Source organism: Halarcobacter ebronensis (assembly GCF_013201825.1).
Taxonomy (GTDB): Bacteria; Campylobacterota; Campylobacteria; order Campylobacterales; family Arcobacteraceae; genus Halarcobacter; species Halarcobacter ebronensis.
Map to the genome: position 1 here is coordinate 2,251,448 of NZ_CP053836.1, position 20,355 is coordinate 2,271,802.

The 20,355-nt window shown below is 30.2% G+C and carries 23 protein-coding genes; 1 reads left to right on the top strand and 22 read right to left on the bottom strand.

Annotated features, from left to right (window positions below; genetic code table 11):
- Positions 1–61 precede the first annotated feature (61 nt).
- The 19 genes from AEBR_RS11120 to AEBR_RS11210 all read right to left on the bottom strand — a co-directional run bounded on the left by AEBR_RS11120 (position 62) and on the right by AEBR_RS11210 (position 16,607).
- A complete protein-coding gene (locus tag AEBR_RS11120; RefSeq protein WP_129086631.1) occupies positions 62–769 on the bottom strand; it encodes a LytR/AlgR family response regulator transcription factor in 708 nt (235 codons plus the stop codon).
- Positions 766–1,761: a sensor histidine kinase gene (locus tag AEBR_RS11125; protein WP_129086632.1), complete on the bottom strand. Its 996-nt coding sequence runs from the start codon at positions 1,759–1,761 to the stop codon at positions 766–768. Before AEBR_RS11125 ends, AEBR_RS11120 begins: the two co-directional genes overlap by 4 nt.
- A complete protein-coding gene (locus tag AEBR_RS11130) occupies positions 1,754–3,169 on the bottom strand; it encodes a phytoene desaturase family protein (protein ID WP_129086633.1) in 1,416 nt (471 codons plus the stop codon). Before AEBR_RS11130 ends, AEBR_RS11125 begins: the two co-directional genes overlap by 8 nt.
- The gene (locus tag AEBR_RS11135) at positions 3,166–4,497 is read right to left on the bottom strand and encodes a cryptochrome/photolyase family protein (RefSeq protein WP_129086634.1); all 1,332 of its coding nucleotides are present in this window, start codon (positions 4,495–4,497) and stop codon (positions 3,166–3,168) included. Before AEBR_RS11135 ends, AEBR_RS11130 begins: the two co-directional genes overlap by 4 nt.
- A complete protein-coding gene (locus tag AEBR_RS11140) occupies positions 4,494–5,447 on the bottom strand; it encodes a YbgA family protein (protein ID WP_129086635.1) in 954 nt (317 codons plus the stop codon). The genes AEBR_RS11135 and AEBR_RS11140 overlap by 4 nt, the downstream gene beginning before the upstream one ends.
- Before the next feature lie 70 nt (positions 5,448–5,517).
- The gene (gene tolB, locus AEBR_RS11145) at positions 5,518–6,789 is read right to left on the bottom strand and encodes a Tol-Pal system protein TolB (RefSeq protein WP_129086636.1); all 1,272 of its coding nucleotides are present in this window, start codon (positions 6,787–6,789) and stop codon (positions 5,518–5,520) included.
- Positions 6,790–6,792: 3 nt separating this feature from the next.
- Positions 6,793–7,518, bottom strand: a complete 726-nt coding sequence (locus AEBR_RS11150; RefSeq protein WP_129086637.1) for a TonB C-terminal domain-containing protein — start codon at positions 7,516–7,518, stop codon at positions 6,793–6,795.
- Between the two features lie 2 nt (positions 7,519–7,520).
- Positions 7,521–7,910 (bottom strand): biopolymer transporter ExbD, encoded by a 390-nt coding sequence (locus AEBR_RS11155; RefSeq protein WP_129086638.1) that lies wholly within the window; start codon positions 7,908–7,910, stop codon positions 7,521–7,523.
- A 2-nt stretch (positions 7,911–7,912) separates the two neighbouring features.
- Positions 7,913–8,473 (bottom strand): MotA/TolQ/ExbB proton channel family protein, encoded by a 561-nt coding sequence (locus tag AEBR_RS11160; protein ID WP_129086639.1) that lies wholly within the window; start codon positions 8,471–8,473, stop codon positions 7,913–7,915.
- A 5-nt stretch (positions 8,474–8,478) separates the two neighbouring features.
- A complete protein-coding gene (gene atpC / locus AEBR_RS11165; RefSeq protein ID WP_128979102.1) occupies positions 8,479–8,856 on the bottom strand; it encodes an ATP synthase F1 subunit epsilon in 378 nt (125 codons plus the stop codon).
- A gap of 13 nt (positions 8,857–8,869) precedes the next feature.
- Entirely contained in the window at positions 8,870–10,264 is a 1,395-nt protein-coding gene (gene atpD, locus AEBR_RS11170; protein WP_128979100.1) for a F0F1 ATP synthase subunit beta, read from the bottom strand.
- An 18-nt stretch (positions 10,265–10,282) separates the two neighbouring features.
- The gene (atpG, locus tag AEBR_RS11175; RefSeq protein ID WP_128979097.1) at positions 10,283–11,170 is read right to left on the bottom strand and encodes an ATP synthase F1 subunit gamma; all 888 of its coding nucleotides are present in this window, start codon (positions 11,168–11,170) and stop codon (positions 10,283–10,285) included.
- A gap of 10 nt (positions 11,171–11,180) precedes the next feature.
- Positions 11,181–12,698, bottom strand: coding sequence for a F0F1 ATP synthase subunit alpha (atpA, locus tag AEBR_RS11180; protein ID WP_128979096.1), 1,518 nt, complete (start codon positions 12,696–12,698; stop codon positions 11,181–11,183).
- Positions 12,699–12,719: 21 nt separating this feature from the next.
- On the bottom strand, positions 12,720–13,250 hold the full coding sequence (locus AEBR_RS11185; RefSeq protein WP_129086640.1) for a F0F1 ATP synthase subunit delta: 531 nt from the start codon (positions 13,248–13,250) through the stop codon (positions 12,720–12,722).
- Positions 13,250–13,765 (bottom strand): F0F1 ATP synthase subunit B, encoded by a 516-nt coding sequence (locus AEBR_RS11190; RefSeq protein WP_129086641.1) that lies wholly within the window; start codon positions 13,763–13,765, stop codon positions 13,250–13,252. Before AEBR_RS11190 ends, AEBR_RS11185 begins: the two co-directional genes overlap by 1 nt.
- 12 nt (positions 13,766–13,777) lie before the next feature.
- The gene (locus AEBR_RS11195) at positions 13,778–14,200 is read right to left on the bottom strand and encodes a F0F1 ATP synthase subunit B family protein (RefSeq protein ID WP_128979090.1); all 423 of its coding nucleotides are present in this window, start codon (positions 14,198–14,200) and stop codon (positions 13,778–13,780) included.
- Between the two features lie 104 nt (positions 14,201–14,304).
- Positions 14,305–15,177, bottom strand: a complete 873-nt coding sequence (locus AEBR_RS11200) for a ParB/RepB/Spo0J family partition protein (RefSeq protein WP_129086642.1) — start codon at positions 15,175–15,177, stop codon at positions 14,305–14,307.
- Between the two features lie 21 nt (positions 15,178–15,198).
- Positions 15,199–15,975 (bottom strand): ParA family protein, encoded by a 777-nt coding sequence (locus tag AEBR_RS11205; protein WP_128979086.1) that lies wholly within the window; start codon positions 15,973–15,975, stop codon positions 15,199–15,201.
- Complete coding sequence (locus tag AEBR_RS11210) at positions 15,972–16,607, bottom strand: biotin--[acetyl-CoA-carboxylase] ligase (RefSeq protein WP_128979084.1); 636 nt, start codon at positions 16,605–16,607, stop codon at positions 15,972–15,974. The genes AEBR_RS11205 and AEBR_RS11210 overlap by 4 nt, the downstream gene beginning before the upstream one ends.
- 63 nt (positions 16,608–16,670) lie before the next feature.
- On the opposite strand from AEBR_RS11210, the gene AEBR_RS11215 reads away from it, so the two are divergent.
- Positions 16,671–17,564 (top strand): AEC family transporter, encoded by an 894-nt coding sequence (locus tag AEBR_RS11215; RefSeq protein WP_129086643.1) that lies wholly within the window; start codon positions 16,671–16,673, stop codon positions 17,562–17,564.
- On the opposite strand, the gene fmt is transcribed toward AEBR_RS11215, so the two are convergent.
- From fmt to obgE, 3 genes are read right to left on the bottom strand one after another with little or no spacing between them, the layout of a single operon-like run.
- Positions 17,556–18,476, bottom strand: a complete 921-nt coding sequence (fmt, locus tag AEBR_RS11220; protein WP_129086644.1) for a methionyl-tRNA formyltransferase — start codon at positions 18,474–18,476, stop codon at positions 17,556–17,558. The two genes, AEBR_RS11215 and fmt, sit on opposite strands and share 9 nt — an antisense overlap.
- Positions 18,469–19,263 carry a glutamate 5-kinase gene (gene proB / locus AEBR_RS11225; protein WP_129086645.1) on the bottom strand — a complete coding sequence of 265 codons (795 nt, stop codon included), beginning with the start codon at positions 19,261–19,263 and terminating at the stop codon, positions 18,469–18,471. The genes fmt and proB overlap by 8 nt, the downstream gene beginning before the upstream one ends.
- A complete protein-coding gene (gene obgE / locus AEBR_RS11230; protein WP_129086646.1) occupies positions 19,260–20,354 on the bottom strand; it encodes a GTPase ObgE in 1,095 nt (364 codons plus the stop codon). Before obgE ends, proB begins: the two co-directional genes overlap by 4 nt.
- Position 20,355: the final 1 nt, after the last annotated feature.

Below are 20,355 nucleotides of genomic sequence, written 5' to 3' on the forward strand. Positions count from 1 at the left end.
TTTTATTATTATATATTAGTTTATGTGATTTAGTATATATAAAATGTTAGTTAAATTATTTTTATAAGCTTTTTTTTTCTAGATACTCTCTAAACTCTTTAGCTCCATCTTTTGAGCTTGTTACAATATCATCAATTCCTTCAAAAGAGATCTCTAACTTTGACTGTTCTACACTTTGCATAGATTTTATTTTGTCTATATTTATTATATAAGAGCGATGAACTCTGAAAAAATTTTTGCCTTTTAAAAGATTTTCCATATCTCCAATCTTTTTTCTCAAATATGCATCTGCATTTTTAATTTTTATGATCACCTCATCTAAATCTGCTTTTATATAAAAAATATCATCTATATCGATTAAATAGATTTTGTTTCCTCTTTTTGCAATAAGTTTTTTAGAATTGTCTGTTAAATTTATATATTTTTGTGCCTTATTTAGACTTCTTTGAATGGATTCTTTTGATATTGGTTTTAGCAAATAGTCCATCCCTCCTATTTCAAAGGCTTGAATTGCATGTTCTTCATATGCTGTTTGAAAAACTATATAGATATTTGGATTCATTTGCAAAAGTGTGTTTGCTAACTCTAAGCCATCAATATTAGGCATAGAAATATCTAAAAATGCAATATTAAAACTCTGCTTTGCTGCCTCTTTTAAGGCCTCAATGGAAGAGTTACACTCACATATATCTAAAATATTCTCTTCATTTAAAAGTCTTTTTAATCTACTTAAAGCTAACTTTTCATCATCTACAATCAAAACTTTCATCTACTACCTTTTAAAACAATAATAAAATTCATCATATCTTTTTCTACTTTATAATCCAATTCTCCAATTTTAAGTAGAACAAGTCTTTTTTTCAGATTATTAAGTCCAGTTCCAAAACTTATATTTTTAGTTACTTTGCCACTATTTGAAACTATAATTTTCTCTTCAAATATTTTTATATAAATATAAAGTTTATCTGCAACATAACCATGTTTTATTGCATTTTCCACAAGTAATTGTATGGAAAACTTTGGGATAAGTCTTTCTTGGGTATTTTGCTCTGATTCAATGCTCAAAATAATATTATTATCAAATCTAATATTCTCTATTTCTAAATAGGTTTTAACCATCTCTAACTCAGTTTTAATAGATACTAAACTCTCTTTATTTATTGCATTTCTTAGAAACTGTGAAAGATCTAACGTTGCTTTTTCAGCTTTTTGTTTATCTATATAGATCAATTCAGAGATTGAGTTTAAGGCATTAAAAAGAAAATGTGGATTTAACTCATTCTCTAAAGCTTTTATTTTACTTTCTAAAGTTTCACTTTTTATGACCTCATTCTTATGTTTCATAAAGATAAATTGATGAAGAATCAAACCAATAAGAAAAGTTAAGAATCCAACAATAATACTAATGGTAATCCAAAAAGATGAGATATACTCTATTATATTAAAACCACTATTTAAAAATATAAAGTAGCTGAAACTAAAGCCTAAAAAACCCGATAGGAAAGAGAAGATAAAGCTTATAAAATACCAAAACCTCTCTTCTATTTTTGGCAAGATATAATCATTTGACAAAGTTATTAAAACAAAAGCAAACAAAGAGATAAGAATAGAGCAAAATACAGTAAAAATAATAGTTGAAAAGTTTTTAAACTCAATATTTAAGAAATAGAAAAAAAGTGATAACAAAAATCCAAAAAAAGCCCCAATAATGACTATATAAATCCAATCTTTAGAAGAGATTTTTAGTTTTATTCTATCCATTTATTTCCTCATTTAAAATTTTTACCCCAATTGCAACTCCAGGCCAACCTTGTCCAGCAAACACAGTATCACCTATATTATATAACCCCTTAAATGGAGTTTTGCATGAAGGGATTTGTAAAATATTACTAAGTGTTATTGGTCTTCCACCACAATTGCTTCTATTTATATATCTTTTAAAGGTTTTTGCTGTTGCACTTGAAATATTAATTATATCCTCTTTTTTTATTGTTTCAAAATGCTCTAAAAAAGCATTAATTATAAACTCTTGGGTAATATTTTTCTGTTTTTCATACTCTTGAGTATTTATATTTTCCCAAAAACTTGCTTTACTATGAGTTGAGATTGTAACACTTAAACCTTTATTTGACATCTTCTTATCATTTTTATCGCTTATTGAGATAAAAAATGATTTTGAAATAGAGTTTGGTATCTCTTTATCTAAAATAATTTGATAGTGATGGAAAAACTCTTCATTGCAATTTAGATTAAAATTTATTACAAAAGCACTTTGATTGCTAAAATGAAAATCTTGATAGTAGTTTCTAATCTTTTTATTATCAAAAAGCTCAGAACAATTGTAAATAGAAGAGTTTAAAACAATATTTTTTGATAGATATTCATCTTTGTCTGAAATCACTCTATAACTATCCTCTTCTTTTATAATTTTTAAAATCTGTTCTTTTCTTTTTAAGTTTATATCTTTTAAAAGATTTTCAAACAAACTTCCCATCCCTCCATTTACATAAAAGACTTTATGGAAAGGATAAGCTAAACCTAAAGCTAGAGATAAAACAGAGATATCTTTTGATGTTGTTTGCAAAGTTATTAAAAGTTGGGCATCTATAAACTCCTTGTACTCCTTTGAAATCTCACCTAAAACCTCTTTTATAAAGCTTTTAGCACTTTTGAAAATATCAATTTTAAATTTGTAAAGAAGAACCATAAAAGAGTTTAGACTCTTTATATATGAGCCTAAAGAGTATTTTGCATAATAGAGCTTTTTCAAACTCCAAAACCTCTCATCAAGCTCTTTTATCTTTTGCCAAAATTCTCTATTGTTTTTATTGGGGAAAGCTCTATTTATCTGCTCTAAAAAGTGCTCAAAATCTCTTACTCTATCAATGATTTTATCTTTTTGCAAAACTCTTATTGCAACAGAGCTTTCTAAAATATCAGGTATATATAAAGCTTTGTCAAAAATCTCTTTTACAATATGTTTATCTTCATAACCTACAAAGGTTGTGGCTCCTGCATTGTAATATGAACCAAATCTTTTAAAGGTACTTGCACAACCTCCAAGATTTTTATCTTTTTCAAAAAGAACTACATCTTTTTCTTTGTTTAAAGAGGCAAGCATACTTCCACCCATGCCTGAGCCAACAATTGCTAAATCATGGAGTTTCATTTTTTTGCCTCTTTAAACTTCTCAATGGCTCTTTTTCTTGAAAAATTGATATCAACAATAGCCTTTGGATAATTAACAAAAAGATTTGACTGAACCCCATTTTCAATATGAAAAAGTTTAGTCTCAATATCCTTTAACTCTTTTAAAACTGATTTAATGAAAATACCTTTTTCATCAAATTTTTTTGATTGTGAATAGGGATTAAAAACTCTAAAATATGGTGCTGCATCTGCACCCGTACTTGCACCCCATTGCCACGAGCCAATATTAGAACTTGCCTCATAATCTAAAAGTTTCAAGGCAAAATACTCTTCACCTTTTTTCCAATCAATAAAAAGATTTTTTGTTAAAAAAGAGGCAACTATCATTCTTAATCTATTATGCATAGTTCCCGTCTCATTTAAGTGTTTCATAGCTGCGTCTATGATTGGAACTCCTGTATATCCCTCACACCACTTTATAAAATTCTCTTCATTTTCATTCCATTTTATATCTAAACCATTAAAATTTTCTGCTTGAGAATTTGGAAAATGAAAAAGAATATAGTTATAAAACTCTCTCCAAAAAAGTTCTCTTATAAAAAACTCACTATTTGAAAATCTTTTTATATAGTTAAAAACCATTGAAGGAGAGATAAGGCCAAATCTTAAATGTACTGAAAGTTTAGAAGTTGCATCTTTATGGAAATAGTCTCTATTTTCTTGATAATTTTCTAACTTTAAAGAAAACAAAGATAGAAGCTCTAAAGGCTCTTTATAAAGAGATTCTGGCAATATTGACTCTTCAAAGCCTAATCCCTCTAAAGTAGGAAAGTTTTTATAATCAAAATCTACTAAAGTGATAGTTTTATTTCTTTTTCTTAAAGCAATAGAGTCAGCTTGTGTAATCGTATTTAGGCTTTTATAAAAAGGGGTAAAGACTTTATACGGTGTACCATCACTTTTTAAGTGCTCTTGTGGGTTTAAAATAAAAGAGTCAATAAATCTTCTAAGAGGTAAAAGTTCTTCTATCTCTTTATCTCTTTTTTTTGCATAAGAATCAAAATCTATTGAACATAAAATCTCATCTATTTCAAGTTTTTTTAGTTTAGAAAAAATCTCTTTTGGCTCTCCATAAAAGATTGCCAAATCTAAACCTAGATTTTTAAGTTTAGACTTTAAAGATAAAACTGATTTATAGATAAATGTTACTCTTTTATCATCTTTTGGCAACTTTCCTAAGATATTTTTATCAAAGATAAATATAGGCAAAACTTCATCTTTTGCATTCTCTAAAAGAGCAGAATCTTCAACTCTCAAATCCCTTCTAAACCACAATATTTGTCTCATTTGTAAGCTTCCACTTTTGATCTAAGAGCTAACTCTTTTGGATATGGATTTAAAAATACTTGTGTTTTTAGATATTTAATATCAAACTTTTTTGTATAGAGCTTTATAATTTTTATAACAGCAATTAAAGGGATAATCTCTTTTTTAAAATCCTCAATACTCTCTAATATCTCCTCTTTTTCATCTTTTGAAATTACTTTTTTAAAATAACCATAGATATGTAGTAGAACATTGTGTGTATTTTTTATTGTTCCTTTTTTAGAAATAGCCTCTAAAAATAATCTTTTATACTCTTGTAAAACCTCTTTTAAACTCTTTTTATCTCTATTAGCTACAATATTTCCTAAGGCTTTATAATAGTTGTATGATTTTGAATAGATTAAATATTTATATGAAGTATGAAACTCTACTAACTCTCCAAGTGTTGGACTCTTTTCTAAAAATTTAAAAATAGCTTCGTATGCAAAAACTTGCATTAAAAAATTTTCCCTAAGCCATGGGTCATTTAACCTACCCTCCTCTTCTATTGGAAGATAAGGGAATCTATTTTTTAACTCGTTTGCAAAAACTCCAATACCTACATTTTCACTTTGACCATTTTTCTTATCTGGATAGATTTTTACCCTTTCCATACCACAAGTTGGAGATTTTGATTTTAAGATAAAACCACAAAGTTCATCATTTTCAATTTTTGAGACTAAATCTTTAGAGATATTTTCAACCAAAGAAGTAACATCTTTATTTGTATTTGAAGTTTTTATTTTAATACTCTCATCTACACGAACTAATCTTATTGCTTCCCTTGGAGTTGGGAAGATTAGTTTTTCTGGACAAAAAGGACTAAATTCAAAATATTTTCCAAGCTCATCAACAATAAATTTTTCTCTTGAATGTCCTCCATCATATCGGCACATAGAGCCAAGAAGACAAGATGATACTCCTAGTTTCATTTTTCACTCCTTTTTGAAATGATAATAAAACTAGGGTATTTTTGTAAGGTTTTTTTGTCAGTTTATAAAATTACCAATCTATTGATTGAATTTTTCCATTTTTTAAAGGGAATAGAAAAGATTTATCATAGTTTAGTCTAATTATTCCAACAGAACTTCTTCCATTTACATTTTTTATAAAAATAATAGACTCTCCATCTTCAGAGAATTTTGGAAATTGATTGCTTCCATTTGAAGTAAGTCTTTTCAGATAATCACTCTTTGTAGACATTAGATATAAATTGAATGCAAAACCACCAAATTCATTATCTTTATCTCTACTTGTATATACTACATAATCTTTATATGTAGTTGCAGAAGAGTTATTTCTTCCATGATAAACCAATCGCTCAACTCCTCTGTCTTTTATCTTCTTAGAGAAGATATTTGGATATCCAAGTCTATCTGATACAAAAACGATTTTTGTGTCATTCTCAACAAAATGAGCACCAACATCAATACCTTTGTAATTTGTTAGTTTTATTTTATTTCTTGTTCTTGTATCATACATATAAATATCTGGTTGAGACTCAGGAGAAGCAGTTACAAGTAGTTTTGTTCCGTCACTGTTAACATCAGAAGCAACTACCATTCCCTCACTTTTCATAATAGTCTCTCTTTTTCTTGTATAAAGATTTGTTTTTACAAGTGTTGGTACACCTCTGTCATAAGTAGTGTAATAAAAATCACCTTTTTTTCTATCAGCCCATTTAGGGAAAATATTTAACCCACCTTTGATTACCTCTTGTTGGAAAGTAAGGGTATAGTCTGCAATTATAATGTCAGCTTTTTTAGCAGATTTATATTGAGAAAAAATTACAAATTTGTCCATCCAGTCAATTGATGGTGCATTCAAATGTTGGTTAACTGCAATCGCTGTTCTGTGAGCCAAGAAAGGGTATCTCTCCTCTTTTGCAGTTGTTAAAGTTTTATAAAATACCAATTTTTTTAAATTGATATCATAAAGTTTAATTAAAACTGAGTAACCTCCAAAACCACTTATTGAAGAATCTATATTTAAAAATAAGTCAGTACCTCTGTTTGAGAGAGCCAACATATTTGGAGTTGAATTAAAATCAACAACTTCTGTTGTATCAATTACATCAAAATGCCCACTTACCTTTAAATCATTTTCAACTAACTGTTTTACCTTTTGAGTCAAAGGCATCTTTGCTGCACCAGATGAGACAGAAATCTCAATTTTTGGTAGATTAACGCTCTTTTTAATAATATCAAGTTCTGCATCAGCTGCGAAAACAAACAATGAAAACGAAATCATTAAAAATAGAACTTTTTTTAGCATATCTTATCCTTCAGATTTAAAGTTTATAATAATATCAACTTTTGAGTTAATATTATGTGTAGGAAACTGCTCATTTTTCTGAGTCTCCAAAAACTCTTTTAATGATTCATCAAATCTTTGGTTATTTGAGTACTGCATAATTCTATAATCAAAAATCCCATCATTTGTAATCATTACAAGAACTTTTACCTCTAAGCCTTCATCTAAAAGCCGTGGGCTCCATCTTTTCCACAAAATCTCTTTTATCTTTGAAAAATATTCATGCTCTTTTCCATTTGTAGTTGAGTTTGTTTGAGGCATATTTGTAGTTGTTTTTACATCATCTAAAAGTTTAGAAACAGAGACATTATCACTCTTTTTCTGCTTTTGAAACTTAGATTTAAATCTGGTTGGATCAAGAGATTCTTTTGCTGCGTTAACCTCTTCTTCAACAACATTTTGTGCATTAGTTTTTACATTGGCAAATAGTGATTTAAAATCTGCACTCTTTTTTGTAGACGCAGATGTTGATTTTTTTACAATCTCTTCCTCTTTTGATGTAGATTTTTCTGCACTCTTTTTCTCATCTGCTTTTGTTGAGATTAATTCTAATTCTAAAACAGTAGTCTTATTTGAATCATACTTCTTTGGTTTTGGTGCATTTATATATAATAAAAAAGAGAGACAAATCAAAATATAAACAGTAGTTGAGATAACCCCTGAAATATAAAAATAATTTTTTTGTTGCATAATCACCCATCAGTTATTAAAGCAACTTTGAAAAAACCAGCCTCTTTTACTGATTTTAAAACTTGCATAATATCATCGTATATAAGAGACTTTTCGGCTCTAATATGAATTGGTGTTTTTCTATCTTGATTTTTAGCAAAAAGAATAAAACTATCAGCAAAGTTATCTAATTCATACTTTTTTTTATTAATTAAAACTTTTCTATCTTTTGTAACTAAAATATCAATTTTTTTAACTTCTTGTATTTGTTGTGTTGCACTACCTTTTGGAAGGTTTATAGGTTCTTCAAATTCAATTACTGGCGCAGTAACCATTAAAATAGCCAAAAGCACTAGCATAATATCTACTAATGGAGTAATGTTTAAATCAGGCTTTTGATTGTAATCGTACACTCTTAACCTTTAGCTATTAAAATTTCTGATTGTGCCTTTAAGTATATATTTAGCTCATACACTTTTCTAACTAACACTTGATGAAAACTATAAGCAAATATAGCTACAAAAATACCAGCTGCTGTTGCAACTAAAGCTTCACTAATTGCTGGTGCAATAATAGAGAAACCAACTTTTGTTTGACTTGAAAACTTAGCAAATGATTCTAAAATTCCAACAACTGTACCAAAAAGACCAACAAAAGGAGAAGTAGAAGAGATAATTGACAACCAAGTAATCCCTGAACTTGCATCTTTTATTATACTAATTTCACAAGCATGTAAAATCTCTTTTGTATGTACTGTACTTGAACACTTATTTAAAGCAGATAGAGGACTTAAAGAAGCACCTCGTGATGTTAAAGCTTCAAGTGATTTTTTTTCATTAAAAACCATTGCATTTAAAGTCATATATCTATAGATAAAAAGCCAAAAACAGATTATAAAGTAAGTTGACAGTGTCAATAACACTAAAAGTGTTATTGCACTACCATTGTTTAAGTAATTTAACGCTGTATCAATCATGCAAGTTATGCAAATGAATTGATTTTTGCTTCAACTGCTGCTAGTGAAACATTAGAATCTTTTACAGAGTTAACTAAATCTTTAGCAGCTTCTATATTTTTAGCGATTTCAGAATCAGTACCAGAAGTAAGTGCAACTGCACCATCAACTAATACATCAACAGAACTTTCACTAACTTTTACGTGACCCCAATTGATGGCAACTGCCTCTGTGGTATCACCCATTTCTATAATAATTACGCCAACTGTTAATGATGAAACTAAAGAAGCGTGTCCAGGAAGAACACCAAACTCTCCCTCTTTTCCAGGAAGAGTTACGCTTTTTACGTCATCACTAAAAATTAGACCATTTGGTGCAACTATCGATAATTTTAATGTATCCATAAGCCGCCTTTAATTATTTCATTCCCTCAGCTTTTGCTAAAACCTCGTCAATTCCACCTACCATATAGAATGCCATTTCTGGAATATCATCGTATTTACCATCTAAGATACCTTTGAATCCTTCAATTGTATCTTTAAGTTCAACGTATTTACCAGGAGATCCTGTAAATACTTCTGCAACGAAGAATGGTTGAGAAAGGAATCTCTCAATTTTTCTAGCTCTAGCAACAACTAATTTATCTTGTTCAGATAACTCATCCATACCAAGAATTGCAATAATATCTTGTAAATCTTTATATTTTTGAAGTACTGATTGAACACCTCTAGCTACACTATAGTGCTCTTGTCCTAAAATATCTGCACTTAAGATTCTTGAAGTTGAATCTAGTGGATCAACTGCTGGATAGATACCTTTTTCAGCAATTTTTCTGTTAAGAACTGTTGTAGCATCTAAGTGTGCGAAAACTGAAGCAGGAGCCGGGTCAGTTAAGTCATCCGCTGGTACATAAACTGCTTGAACAGAAGTAATAGAACCTTTATTTGTAGATGTAATTCTCTCTTGTAATTTACCCATTTCTGAAGCAAGTGTAGGTTGGTAACCAACAGCTGAAGGGATTCTTCCAAGAAGTGCAGACATCTCTGAACCTGATTGTGCAAATCTAAAGATATTATCAACGAACATAAGTACATCAAGACCTTTTTCATCTCTAAAGTACTCAGCCATAGTAAGACCAGTTAATGCAATTCTGTTTCTTGCACCTGGAGGCTCACTCATTTGACCATAACATAAAGCAACTTTGTCAAGTACGTTAGAGTCTTTCATTTCGTGGTAAAGGTCATTACCTTCTCTTGTTCTTTCACCAACACCAGCAAATACTGAGTATCCAGAGTGTTTAAAAGCAACGTTGTGGATAAGTTCCATAATAATAACTGTTTTACCAACACCAGCACCACCAAATAGTCCAACTTTTCCCCCTTTAGAGTAAGGAGCAAGTAAGTCAACTACTTTGATACCAGTTTCAAACATTTCAGTTTTTGTTGATTGCTCTTCAAAAGAAGGAGCAGCTCTGTGAATTGACCATCTTTCTGTATCAGCAGGGATAGCTTCACCTTCATCAACTGGATCACCAATTACGTTGAAAATTCTTCCAAGTACAGCTTCTCCAACTGGAACTTTAATTGGTCCACCAAGTGCAGTACACTCTTGACCTCTTTGTAAACCTTCAGTCATATCCATAGCAATAGTTCTAACTCTGCTATCTCCAATGTGTGCAGCAACTTCAAGTACTAATCTGTCTTTCTTAGAATCAGATTGTACAACTTCGATTGCTTCATTTATTTCTGGTAAGTATCCGTCGAACTCTACGTCAACTACAGGACCCATTACCTGAATAATATTACCTTTCATACGGGCAGCTCCTTTATATTATTTTAATGATTCAACACCACTGATAATCTCTATCAGCTCTGTTGTAATTGCAGCTTGTCTAGCTTTATTATATTCAACTGTTAAACTATTAACTCTATCTTTTGCATTGTTAGTTGCAGCATCCATTGCTTGCATTCTAGCAGAATGTTCTGCAGCTAAAGAGTCAATTAAAGAGTAATACATATTAAAATCAATATATTTACCTGTCAATTCATTTAACACTTCTTCATCATCATCTGGCTCAATCTCTAGCATAGATGTTTCGTTTTCTGAAACTTCAACATTTTCTAAGCTAATTGGTAACAAATCTCTTACTCTAATCTCTTGAGCAAGCATATTTAAAAATCCGTTATAAACTAAAATAACTTTATCAGTCTCTCCATTTTGGAAATCTTTTACAACTTCTCCAATGAAATTTGCAGCTCTGTCATAATCAGGAGCTGAAGATAGATCAGTAACAGCTTGTTCTAATTTAACTTTTTGGAATGAAAAGAAGTCAACACCTTTTCTTCCTGCTACTCTATATCTAACTTTAGTACCTTTTGCTTCATATTCAGCTGCAAGTTTACTAACAGTTTTAATTGTTGCCATATTGAAACCACCGCAAAGTCCTTTGTCAGCAGTTACAAAAACTAAATCAACAGTTTTTGGATTTTCAACTGGGATAAACGCTTTATTTTGGTTACCACCATCTTGAACTTTGCTAACTCTGTTTGCTATCTCAGAAAGAACTTCATTTATCTTTTTAGCATAACTTCTAGATTGATCAGACAATTGTCTAGTTCTAGTAAGTTTTGCAGAAGATACAAGCTTCATTGCTTTTGTAGTCTTCTGAGTGTTTTTAACACTTCCAATTTTTAATTTAATCTCTTTTAAGTTAGCCATTTGCTAATCCTTATTTTGCATTAAAAACAGTTTTGAACTCTTCTAACGCAGCTTTTAATGCTGATTCTGTTTCATCTTCTAATTTTTTCTTAGCTTTGATATCATCTAAGATATTAGTATATTTTTGTGCAATGAAAGAGTGTAATTCTTCTTCATATTTAACAACATCTTTAACAGCTATATTATTTAAATAACCTTTTGTACCTGCATAAATAATAATAATTTGTTTTTCAATAACTAATGGTTTGTTAACACCTTGTTTAAGTACTTCAACCATTCTTTGACCTAATTCTAGCTCTCTTCTTGTAGCTTCATCAAGGTCAGATGCAAATTGTGCAAATGCTTCAAGCTCTCTATATTGTGCTAAAGAAAGTTTCAATGTACCAGCAACTTGTTTTGTAGCTTTAATTTGTGCAGCACCACCAACCCTTGATACTGATAAACCAACGTTAATAGCTGGTCTAATACCAGAGTTAAATAGGTTTGTTTCAAGGAAAATTTGTCCATCTGTAATAGAGATAACGTTTGTTGGAATATATGCAGCAACATCTCCAGCTTGTGTCTCAATAATAGGTAATGCAGTTAAAGAACCAGCACCTAAAGCATCAGACATTTTAGCAGCTCTCTCTAATAGTCTTGAGTGTAGATAGAATACATCCCCTGGGAACGCCTCTCTACCTGGAGGTCTTCTTAATAATAAAGACATTTCTCTATAAGCAACTGCGTGTTTTGATAAATCATCATAAATAATTAATGCATGTTTAGCATTATCTCTAAAATATTCACCAATTGTAACACCAGTATATGGAGCTAAGAATTGTAATGCAGAAGACTCAGAAGCACCAGCATTTACAACAATTGTATAATCCATTGCTCCACCCTCTTCTAATGTTCTAACAACAGAAGCAACAGAAGATGATTTTTGACCAATTGCAACATAAATACAAATAACATCTTCACCTTTTTGGTTAAGAATTGTATCAATAGCAACTGTAGTTTTACCAGTTTGTCTATCTCCAATGATAAGCTCTCTTTGTCCACGTCCTATTGGAACAAGTGCATCAATTGCTTTAATACCAGTTTGTAAAGGTTCATGTACAGATTTTCTAGACATAATACCAGGAGCTTTTTCTTCAACAAATCTAGTTTCAGAAGACTCAATAGCACCTTTTCCATCAATTGGATCACCAAGAGCATTTACAACTCTTCCTACCATTGCATCACCAACTGGAACTTCAAGAAGTTTTCCTAATCTTTTACAAGAAGAACCTTCTCTTAGACCATTTCCTGATCCAAGTACAACAATACCAACTGAAGACTCTTCTAAGTTTGAAGCAAGACCTCTCTCACCATTTTCAAACTCAACAAGCTCACCAGCCATTACATTTTTAAGACCATAAACCTGGGCAATACCATCTGCAAAAGAGATGATTTTACCAGTTTCATTTATATCTACATTTAATTCAAAGTTATCAATTCTTTCTTTAATGATAGAACTGATTTCATCTGCTTGAATTTTTGCACCCATTCAATTTCTCCTTTTTAAGTTCTAAACTGCTTTTAAAATATGATCAATCATTTGTGATTTAAGTCTCTCTTTAGAGAAGGCAATCTCAACTCCAAGAGAATCAATATCAACTTTGATACCATCATAATCACAAATGTTTTGTGATAGTGTTAATTTAACATTAAATCTTTCACTGAATTTTTTCTCAATTGAAGAGATATAATCAGCTGCTAACTCTTTGTTAGTATAAACCACACCAGTATATGTGTTATTCATTTTAGCGATTTTAGATTCCAACTCATCTACAATTGCAGGAATCAATCCTAATCTTTTATTAGTACCTAATAGTTTAATAAAATTTTTCAAATCATCACTACTATTTTCTAAAAATGAAATAACCAACTCTACTTTATCACTGTTTTTTACTTCTGAAGAAGTAAGTATTAAAGTAAACTTCTCATCATTAAATGCTTTTGAGATAGTTTTTAAATCATTATAAATAGCAGTTGAAGATTTTACATCTCTACCATCTAATAATGCTTTTACGTATCTTTTTGCTATTAAATCATTCATTATGCTACCTTCTTAAGTACAATATTTGCCAACTCATCTTGAGTTAAAGAAACATTGCCTGAACTTAATAGCTCATCAAGTACTTCTGAAACAATTTGTCTCTTAGTTTTTGATGTCTCAACTTTGATTCTTTCATCAAAGCTTTTTTCTAAGTTTGAGATCTCAGCATCAACAGCTTCTGAAACTCTTTTTTTAATAGACTCTATATCAGCTTTTGCACCATCAACTATCTCTGCAGCTAAAGTTTTAGCTTCTTCAAGTTTTTTATTTGCTTCTTCAATTTTTTCTTGAGAAGCTTTTAATGTATCTTGAACTTTATCTAGTTCAGCTTGAATTGATGCAGTTCTGTTTGCAAAAAATGCTTTAATTTTATCAGCAAGTACATACCATAAAATACCAGCAAAGATAACAAAGTTAACGGTTCTTTGAACAATATCTGTTTCCGCACCTTCACTATTAGCAAGTAATGCCATAGGAGCTAAAGCGACCAACCCAATTAATAGTAATTTTTTCAATTCATTCTCCTATTATATTGAGCTAATTTTAGCTTTTAGGCTCTCATTAAATTGAGGCATCGCAGCTAATAATGATTCTTTTAAAGCTTTTGCTTCTTCTTCTAATTCTTTAGAAAAAGTAACAGTTTTAGCTTCCATTTCTTCTTTAGCACTTGCAAGCTTTGAATCAGCTATAACTTTTGCTTCAGTATATGCTTGATCTCTAATTGCAGCTGCCTCTTTTTTAGCTTCAGCAAGTATATGATTTGCTTCTTCTAAAATCCCATCTACGTTTGCAGAGTTTGATCGAGCGTCTTCTAAATCTTTTTTAATAGAAGTAGCTCTATCATCCATATGCTTAAGTAATGGAACAAATAGACAACTGTTTAGCCTAGCAACAACTAAAAGAAAAATGATTGCTGATGCAAGCAACAACACAGGACTTATGTCTAACATTCATTCCTCCATATTTTTTACAGTTTAGTTTGACTAAAACTGACTATATATTATCTAAAAGAATTATAAAAGCTGATTAAAATGTTTATTTTCGAATAAGAATTTTAAAAAGTGTTACTAAAGTAGTTGGAAATTTTCTCAATATCCTCTTGAGACCTAATTTCGATCTTAAAATAGTTCTTTTCGGCTTTAACTTTTAAGTCATTGCCTTTTAAGTTTTCAATAGCATTTTGAAGTGGTTTAAAATCATAAGTTATTTTTTTGAGATTCTTCTCTTTTTTATCTGATTTCTCTTCACCATTTTTTAGTTCTCTAACTAAATTTTCAGTCTCTCTAACTGAAAGTTTTTGTCCATAAATAGAGTCTGCAACTTTTTTTTGCAACTCTTCATCAAGACCAAGCATAATTTTTCCATGACCTGCTGAAATCTTCTCATTTGCAAGCATCTGTTGCACATATGAAGATAGCTGTAATAATCTTAAAGTATTAGTAATAGAAGTTCTATTTTTAAAAACTTTTCTTGCTAATTCATCATGGGTAATAGAGTGTTCATTTATTAATTGAGCATATGAATAAGCAAGCTCAATTACATTTAAATCATCCCTTTGAATATTTTCAATAAGAGCTAATTCTCTAAGCTTGAACTCTTCTATATCAACGATTACAGCTTTAATTGTCTCTAAATTTGCAAGTTTGTGAGCCCTTAATCTTCTCTCACCTGCAATTAGAATATATCCACCTTTATTATCTTCTCTAACAGTTACAGGTTGTAAAAGTCCATGTTCAACAATAGAATCACTTAGCTCTTTTAATTTCTCTTCATCAAAGATTTTACGTGGTTGGTTTGGATTAGGTTTAATCAATTCAACTTCTAATTCCATAATTGAGTTAGTATTTTTGTTACTACTACTATTTGAATTGTTATATGCTGTCTCTACTTCACCTAAAAGTTCACCTAATCCTCTTCCTAATGCCATTTTAATCCCTGTAAATAAAATTTAGCCTGCAATAGCTCGTGCAAGATTTGTATATGCTTTTGTTCCAATTGCCATTTCATCATAAAGCATAATTGGTTTACCAAAACTTGGAGATTCTGCAAGTTTAATGTTTCTTGGAATTACCACATATGATGATTGGTCAATCTTAAATAGTTTATTTTCAAAATGTTGTGCAAGGTCTGCAAATACTTGTTTTGATAAGTTGTTTTGAGAACTATACATAGTAGGTAAAAACCCTCTAATTTGAAGTTGTCTATTAATTGTCTGTTTTACTAATTTAATAGTATTTAATAACTGAGCTAAACCTTCAAGTGCAAAGAACTCACACTGAATTGGAATAAGTACTGAATTTGCTGCACTAAGCGTATTAATTGTTATTGGTCCAAGTGCAGGAGGCGAATCAATTATAATATAATCATAATCTTTTTTTACTGGGTCAATCTTTCTTTTTAGTACAAGTTCTCTATCTTTTACATTTTTATAGAACTCTTTTTCAATACCAACTAAACCTATATTTGACGGTGCGACTTTTAAATTCTCTATTTCTGAATCTAAAATTATTTCATTAAGCTCTTTAGTTCCTAACATTACATGATAAATATTATATTCATATGTATCTCTATGGAAACCTAAAGATGTAGTTGCATTGGCTTGTGGGTCCGCATCAATTAATAAAACTTTTTTGCCTTCTAGAGCAAGTGCTGCACTCAAATTTACCGCGGTAGTAGTCTTACCTACACCACCTTTTTGATTTGCAATTGCGATTACTTCTGTCATCTTAAACTGTACACCCTTACGTTATTGATTTCAATTGAGCCATCTTCTAATAAAATAGCATTATCCAATAGTACTTTTTCATTATTTATTGTGGCCGTGAATTTTCTACTACTTTGAAATTCTATCTTAAATAGACTAAAAATATCCTTCCAAGATAAATCTTTTTTTAAAGAATCAAAATAATTTTCTAAACACTCTTTGGGATCAATTTTAATATCAAGTTTGCCATATTCATCAGATACATCAACTAGATTTAACCCTATGCCACAATAAATTAAATCTTTTGTAACAGTAGTAATTGTTCCTCCAATTTTTTTATCACCCATATAAAAATCATTGGGCCATTTTAACCATAAATTGGAACCTTTAGAAGATAAATACAATTTTAAAATATAAGAAAAAAATATTGATGCACTTTGTAGTTCTAAATCTTTTGGTAATTCATCTTTTTTCATAACAAAGGAAAAAAATAGATTTCCCTCTTTCCCTACCCAAGAGTTTCCTCGGCTACCAATCCCATCAGTTTGAACTTTAGAAGTTATACAAATTGGATAACTATAACCTTGAGAACTTATTAGTTCTTTTAAATATGTGTGTGTAGAAGTAACTTCATCTAAAAAAATAATTTTCATACGGGATTATAACTTATAATTATTCAAGAAAGAATTAATTATAATCAAATAAAAAGAGAGATTATGTTAGATCCAGTTTTACCAATTGCACTCTATTTAATGATTGGTTATTTTTTTAAACTTTTTATAAAAGATCACTCACACGCCTTGGTTGATTTTGTAATATACTTTTCGCTTCCTGCTATGGTATTTATTAAAATTTATCCTTTAAGCTTAGACTTAAAAGTATTAAATCTTATCTTTATGTTTAATACAATTATTATAGTAAATCTTCTTTTAACCTATTTTGTTGGTAGATTTTTAAAATTTGATAAAAAAACATTGGCAACTTTTATAGTTGTTGGAACATTTGGAAATACCTCTTTTGTAGGGTTTTCATATGTAGATGCCTTTTACGGTCAAGATTATGTTGTATATGCTTTAATATATGATCTTTTTGGTTCTTTTTTATTGGTTGTATCTTTAGGAACAGTAATTATAAATTGGGGAAGTGGACAACATGTAAATTTTAAAGCCATTAGTAAAAGGGTTATTTTTTTCCCACCTATTATTATGTTTTTTGTTACAGTAGTTTTGAAACTATTTCCTATTCCAAACTTTATAATGAACACAGCAGAAACAATTGGTGCGACTCTTGTTCCTTTGGCTATGATTGCCATTGGGATGAAACTTGAATTAAAAAACATATTTTATAAAATAAAAGAGACTTCAATTCTTCTTGGTATAAAAATGTTTTTTGTCCCTTTGGTGGTGACTGTACTTTTTTATATTTTTCACAATTTAGAAGATACTTGGAGTAAAACAACTATTATTGAAGCTGCTATGCCACCTATGACCACTGCTGTTATTTTAGCAATACAAGGTGGACTTGATGAGAGACTTGCCGTTAACTCACTTGTTCTTGGAGTTTTGATTTCTCTACTAAGTGTTACAGGGTTTTATCTATTTTTAACTTAAGATATCACCTAAATTTAATCTCTTTCCTCTAATATAATCAACTGCATTTACTGCTTTTTTAGAGGGAGCTTGTATTATACCAATTGATATTTTCCCTTTTTTGCATCCAACAACTATATGATTCTCTTCAAGGGCTAAAATCTCCCCTTTTTTGTTAGAAGAGGTGTTATCTAAAAGTTTTATATCTTTTATTTTAAGCTCAAATTCCAAAAATATCCCTGGCCAGAAAGAATATGCTTTATACTTTAAAAAAAGTTTTTTTGCATTTGAAAAATCAACTAATCCATCCTCTTTTTTTATCTTTTTACAAAAACTGACTTCTGCTTCATTTTGTTTTTTAGGTTCTATTTTTTCAAAATTATCTAGGGTTGTTATTGTTAGTTTTGCAGCAATTAAAGATAGAGCATCAAAAGCCTCTTTAACTTCCATTGTTGGAGTTATTTTTAAATATTGTAAAGCCAAAATATCGCCGCTATCAAGTCCCTCTTCCATAAGCATTGCAGTTACTCCTGTATACTCATCATCATTTAATAAAGACTCTTGTATTGGGCTAGCACCCCTATATTTTGGTAAAAGTGAAGCATGAAGATTTATACAAGGTGCAATATCTAAAATCAGCTTTGGAAGGATTTGACCATAGGCAGCAACAACTATAAAATCAGGGTTTAAAGATTCTATTTGTTCAAAAGCTTCACTATTTCCTCTTAATTTTTCTGGCTGAAAAATAGGAATATCTATATTTTCATCCAAACAATATTGCTTTATATGAGGAGGTGTAATAAGCTGTTTTCTTCCTACTGGTTTATCTGGTTGGGTAAAAAGTCCTACAACATCATATTTGCTATTTAATAACTCTTTAAAAATCTCAGTAGCATAATCTGGTGTTCCCATAAATAGGACTTTTTTATACATCTTGTGCCCTAATATTTTCTTGTGGCACAAAATATGTTCCACTTGTATGTTTCTCTTCTATTAAAAAATCATAAACATTTGTTAAATCAAATCCAGAGCTTAGATACATAGGAATTCCTCTTCTCATAACAAAATCTGCAGCTTTTAATTTTGTAACAATTCCACCTGTTGCAAACTCTGAGTTTGGAGTATGTTTCATATGAAGTTCTGAATCATCTATAAGTTCAACTGTTTTTCTCATTTTTGCATTAGGGTTTTCTCGAGGATTAGAGTCATAAAGTCCATCAATATCAGATAAAATAACCAATAAATCTGCACCAAAAAAGTATGCAGCACGTGCTGCTAATTGGTCATTATCTCCTATTAAAAGCTCTTGATTTGCAATTACATCATTTTCATTTAGAATTGGAATAATATTATTTTCTAAAAGAATCTCCATTACGCCTCTTGCATTTCTTGATCTTCTTCTAGAGTCAAAATCCTCTTCTACAAGAAGCATTTGAGCACAAAAAAGTTCATGTTCCCTAAATCTTTTTTTGTAATATTTCATTAAAAGGGGTTGTCCAATTGCAGCTAAAGCTTGTCTATTTAAAACTTGAGTTTTGTCTAAATTCAATTTTGTATTACCAGCTGCAACTGCACCAGAACTTACTAAGATAACTTCGTAATCTTTCTCTTTTTTTAGTTTTGCTATTAAATCCACAAGATTATTTAATCTAGTAACAGCTAAGAGATTCTCTTCTCTTAAAACTGCACTTCCTACTTTGATAACCAATCTTTTTTTCATTTTTTACCTTGAGATATTAAATCATAAAGTGCAAATGTTATTGCATTTGTATTAATATGTGTTACAGATGAGATAGGAAGAACAAAAAATGGTTTATCTTCATCTAATTTACTGAAGGTTAAATCTTGAACAAAATATGGAAGAGTTTTATCAAATCCATACTCATTTGAAGAGCTACACTCTAAACCTAATTCACTTATAAAACTTTTTATGTCACCTTCTAAATCTTCACCTAAATATGAATCCACTTTTGTTAAAGCAATTGCAAAATTTCTACCACTAAGCTCAGTTGAAAATTTTTTAAGCTCCTCTTTTAATACCTCATATTGATCTTTTATTGCTCTATAATTTGCAATATCTATAGTAAAAAGAAGTGTTTTTGTTCTCTCAATATGTCTTAAGAACTCTAATCCTAAACCTTTTCCTTCACTAGCTCCATCAATAATCCCTGGAATATCTGCCATAACAAAAGAGTTAAACTCTCCAACTTCAACAACACCTAGTTTTGGAGTAATTGTTGTAAACTCATAGTTTGCAATCTCAGGAGTTGCATTTGATAAAGTAGATATAAGTGTTGATTTCCCAACATTTGGATAGCCAACTAAACCAACATCAGCAATTAACTTAAGCTCTAATCTTATCTCCAATTTTTGCCCTGGAAGTCCTGGTTGTGCATAAGTTGGTCTTTGATTTCTAGAGTTTTTAAAGTGTGTATTTCCTAAACCACCTTTTCCACCCTCTAAAAGAACCTCTTTTTGTCCCTCTTCTAACATATCCAATAGAATCTCACCACTATTCTCATCTATTATTTGAGTTCCTGGCGGTACAGATAAAATAAGTGGTTCAGCAGATTTTCCTGTTTTATTTCTTCCTTCTCCTGGTCTTCCGTTATCAGCTTTTAAAATACTTCTACCCTTAAACCAAGATAGTGTGTCTGTATTATTATCTACAACAAATACTACATCTCCACCTTTTCCACCATCTCCACCATCAGGTCCACCTTTTACGACAAACTTCTCTCTTCTAAAAGAGGCACAACCTTGTCCACCTTTTCCTGATGATATGGTAAATTTAACACTATCTACAAACACA

Excerpts from the sequence above, each read along its gene's own strand:
- AEBR_RS11140 (WP_129086635.1), bottom strand. The coding sequence starts at position 5,447 with ATGAAACTAGGAGTATCATCTTGTCTTCTTGGCTCTATGTGCCGATAT.
- AEBR_RS11160 (WP_129086639.1), bottom strand. The coding sequence starts at position 8,473 with ATGATTGATACAGCGTTAAATTACTTAAACAATGGTAGTGCAATAACA.
- AEBR_RS11135 (WP_129086634.1), bottom strand. The coding sequence starts at position 4,497 with ATGAGACAAATATTGTGGTTTAGAAGGGATTTGAGAGTTGAAGATTCT.
- AEBR_RS11195 (WP_128979090.1), bottom strand. The coding sequence starts at position 14,200 with ATGTTAGACATAAGTCCTGTGTTGTTGCTTGCATCAGCAATCATTTTT.
- AEBR_RS11205 (WP_128979086.1), bottom strand. The coding sequence starts at position 15,975 with ATGACAGAAGTAATCGCAATTGCAAATCAAAAAGGTGGTGTAGGTAAG.
- AEBR_RS11185 (WP_129086640.1), bottom strand. The coding sequence starts at position 13,250 with ATGAATGATTTAATAGCAAAAAGATACGTAAAAGCATTATTAGATGGT.
- atpG (WP_128979097.1), bottom strand. The coding sequence starts at position 11,170 with ATGGCTAACTTAAAAGAGATTAAATTAAAAATTGGAAGTGTTAAAAAC.
- atpC (WP_128979102.1), bottom strand. The coding sequence starts at position 8,856 with ATGGATACATTAAAATTATCGATAGTTGCACCAAATGGTCTAATTTTT.
- AEBR_RS11215 (WP_129086643.1), top strand. The coding sequence starts at position 16,671 with ATGTTAGATCCAGTTTTACCAATTGCACTCTATTTAATGATTGGTTAT.
- tolB (WP_129086636.1), bottom strand. The coding sequence starts at position 6,789 with ATGCTAAAAAAAGTTCTATTTTTAATGATTTCGTTTTCATTGTTTGTT.
- proB (WP_129086645.1), bottom strand. The coding sequence starts at position 19,263 with ATGAAAAAAAGATTGGTTATCAAAGTAGGAAGTGCAGTTTTAAGAGAA.
- AEBR_RS11150 (WP_129086637.1), bottom strand. The coding sequence starts at position 7,518 with ATGCAACAAAAAAATTATTTTTATATTTCAGGGGTTATCTCAACTACT.
- AEBR_RS11210 (WP_128979084.1), bottom strand. The coding sequence starts at position 16,607 with ATGAAAATTATTTTTTTAGATGAAGTTACTTCTACACACACATATTTA.
- atpD (WP_128979100.1), bottom strand. The coding sequence starts at position 10,264 with ATGAAAGGTAATATTATTCAGGTAATGGGTCCTGTAGTTGACGTAGAG.
- AEBR_RS11200 (WP_129086642.1), bottom strand. The coding sequence starts at position 15,177 with ATGGCATTAGGAAGAGGATTAGGTGAACTTTTAGGTGAAGTAGAGACA.
- AEBR_RS11130 (WP_129086633.1), bottom strand. The coding sequence starts at position 3,169 with ATGAAACTCCATGATTTAGCAATTGTTGGCTCAGGCATGGGTGGAAGT.
- AEBR_RS11125 (WP_129086632.1), bottom strand. The coding sequence starts at position 1,761 with ATGGATAGAATAAAACTAAAAATCTCTTCTAAAGATTGGATTTATATA.
- fmt (WP_129086644.1), bottom strand. The coding sequence starts at position 18,476 with ATGTATAAAAAAGTCCTATTTATGGGAACACCAGATTATGCTACTGAG.
- AEBR_RS11120 (WP_129086631.1), bottom strand. The coding sequence starts at position 769 with ATGAAAGTTTTGATTGTAGATGATGAAAAGTTAGCTTTAAGTAGATTA.
- atpA (WP_128979096.1), bottom strand. The coding sequence starts at position 12,698 with ATGGGTGCAAAAATTCAAGCAGATGAAATCAGTTCTATCATTAAAGAA.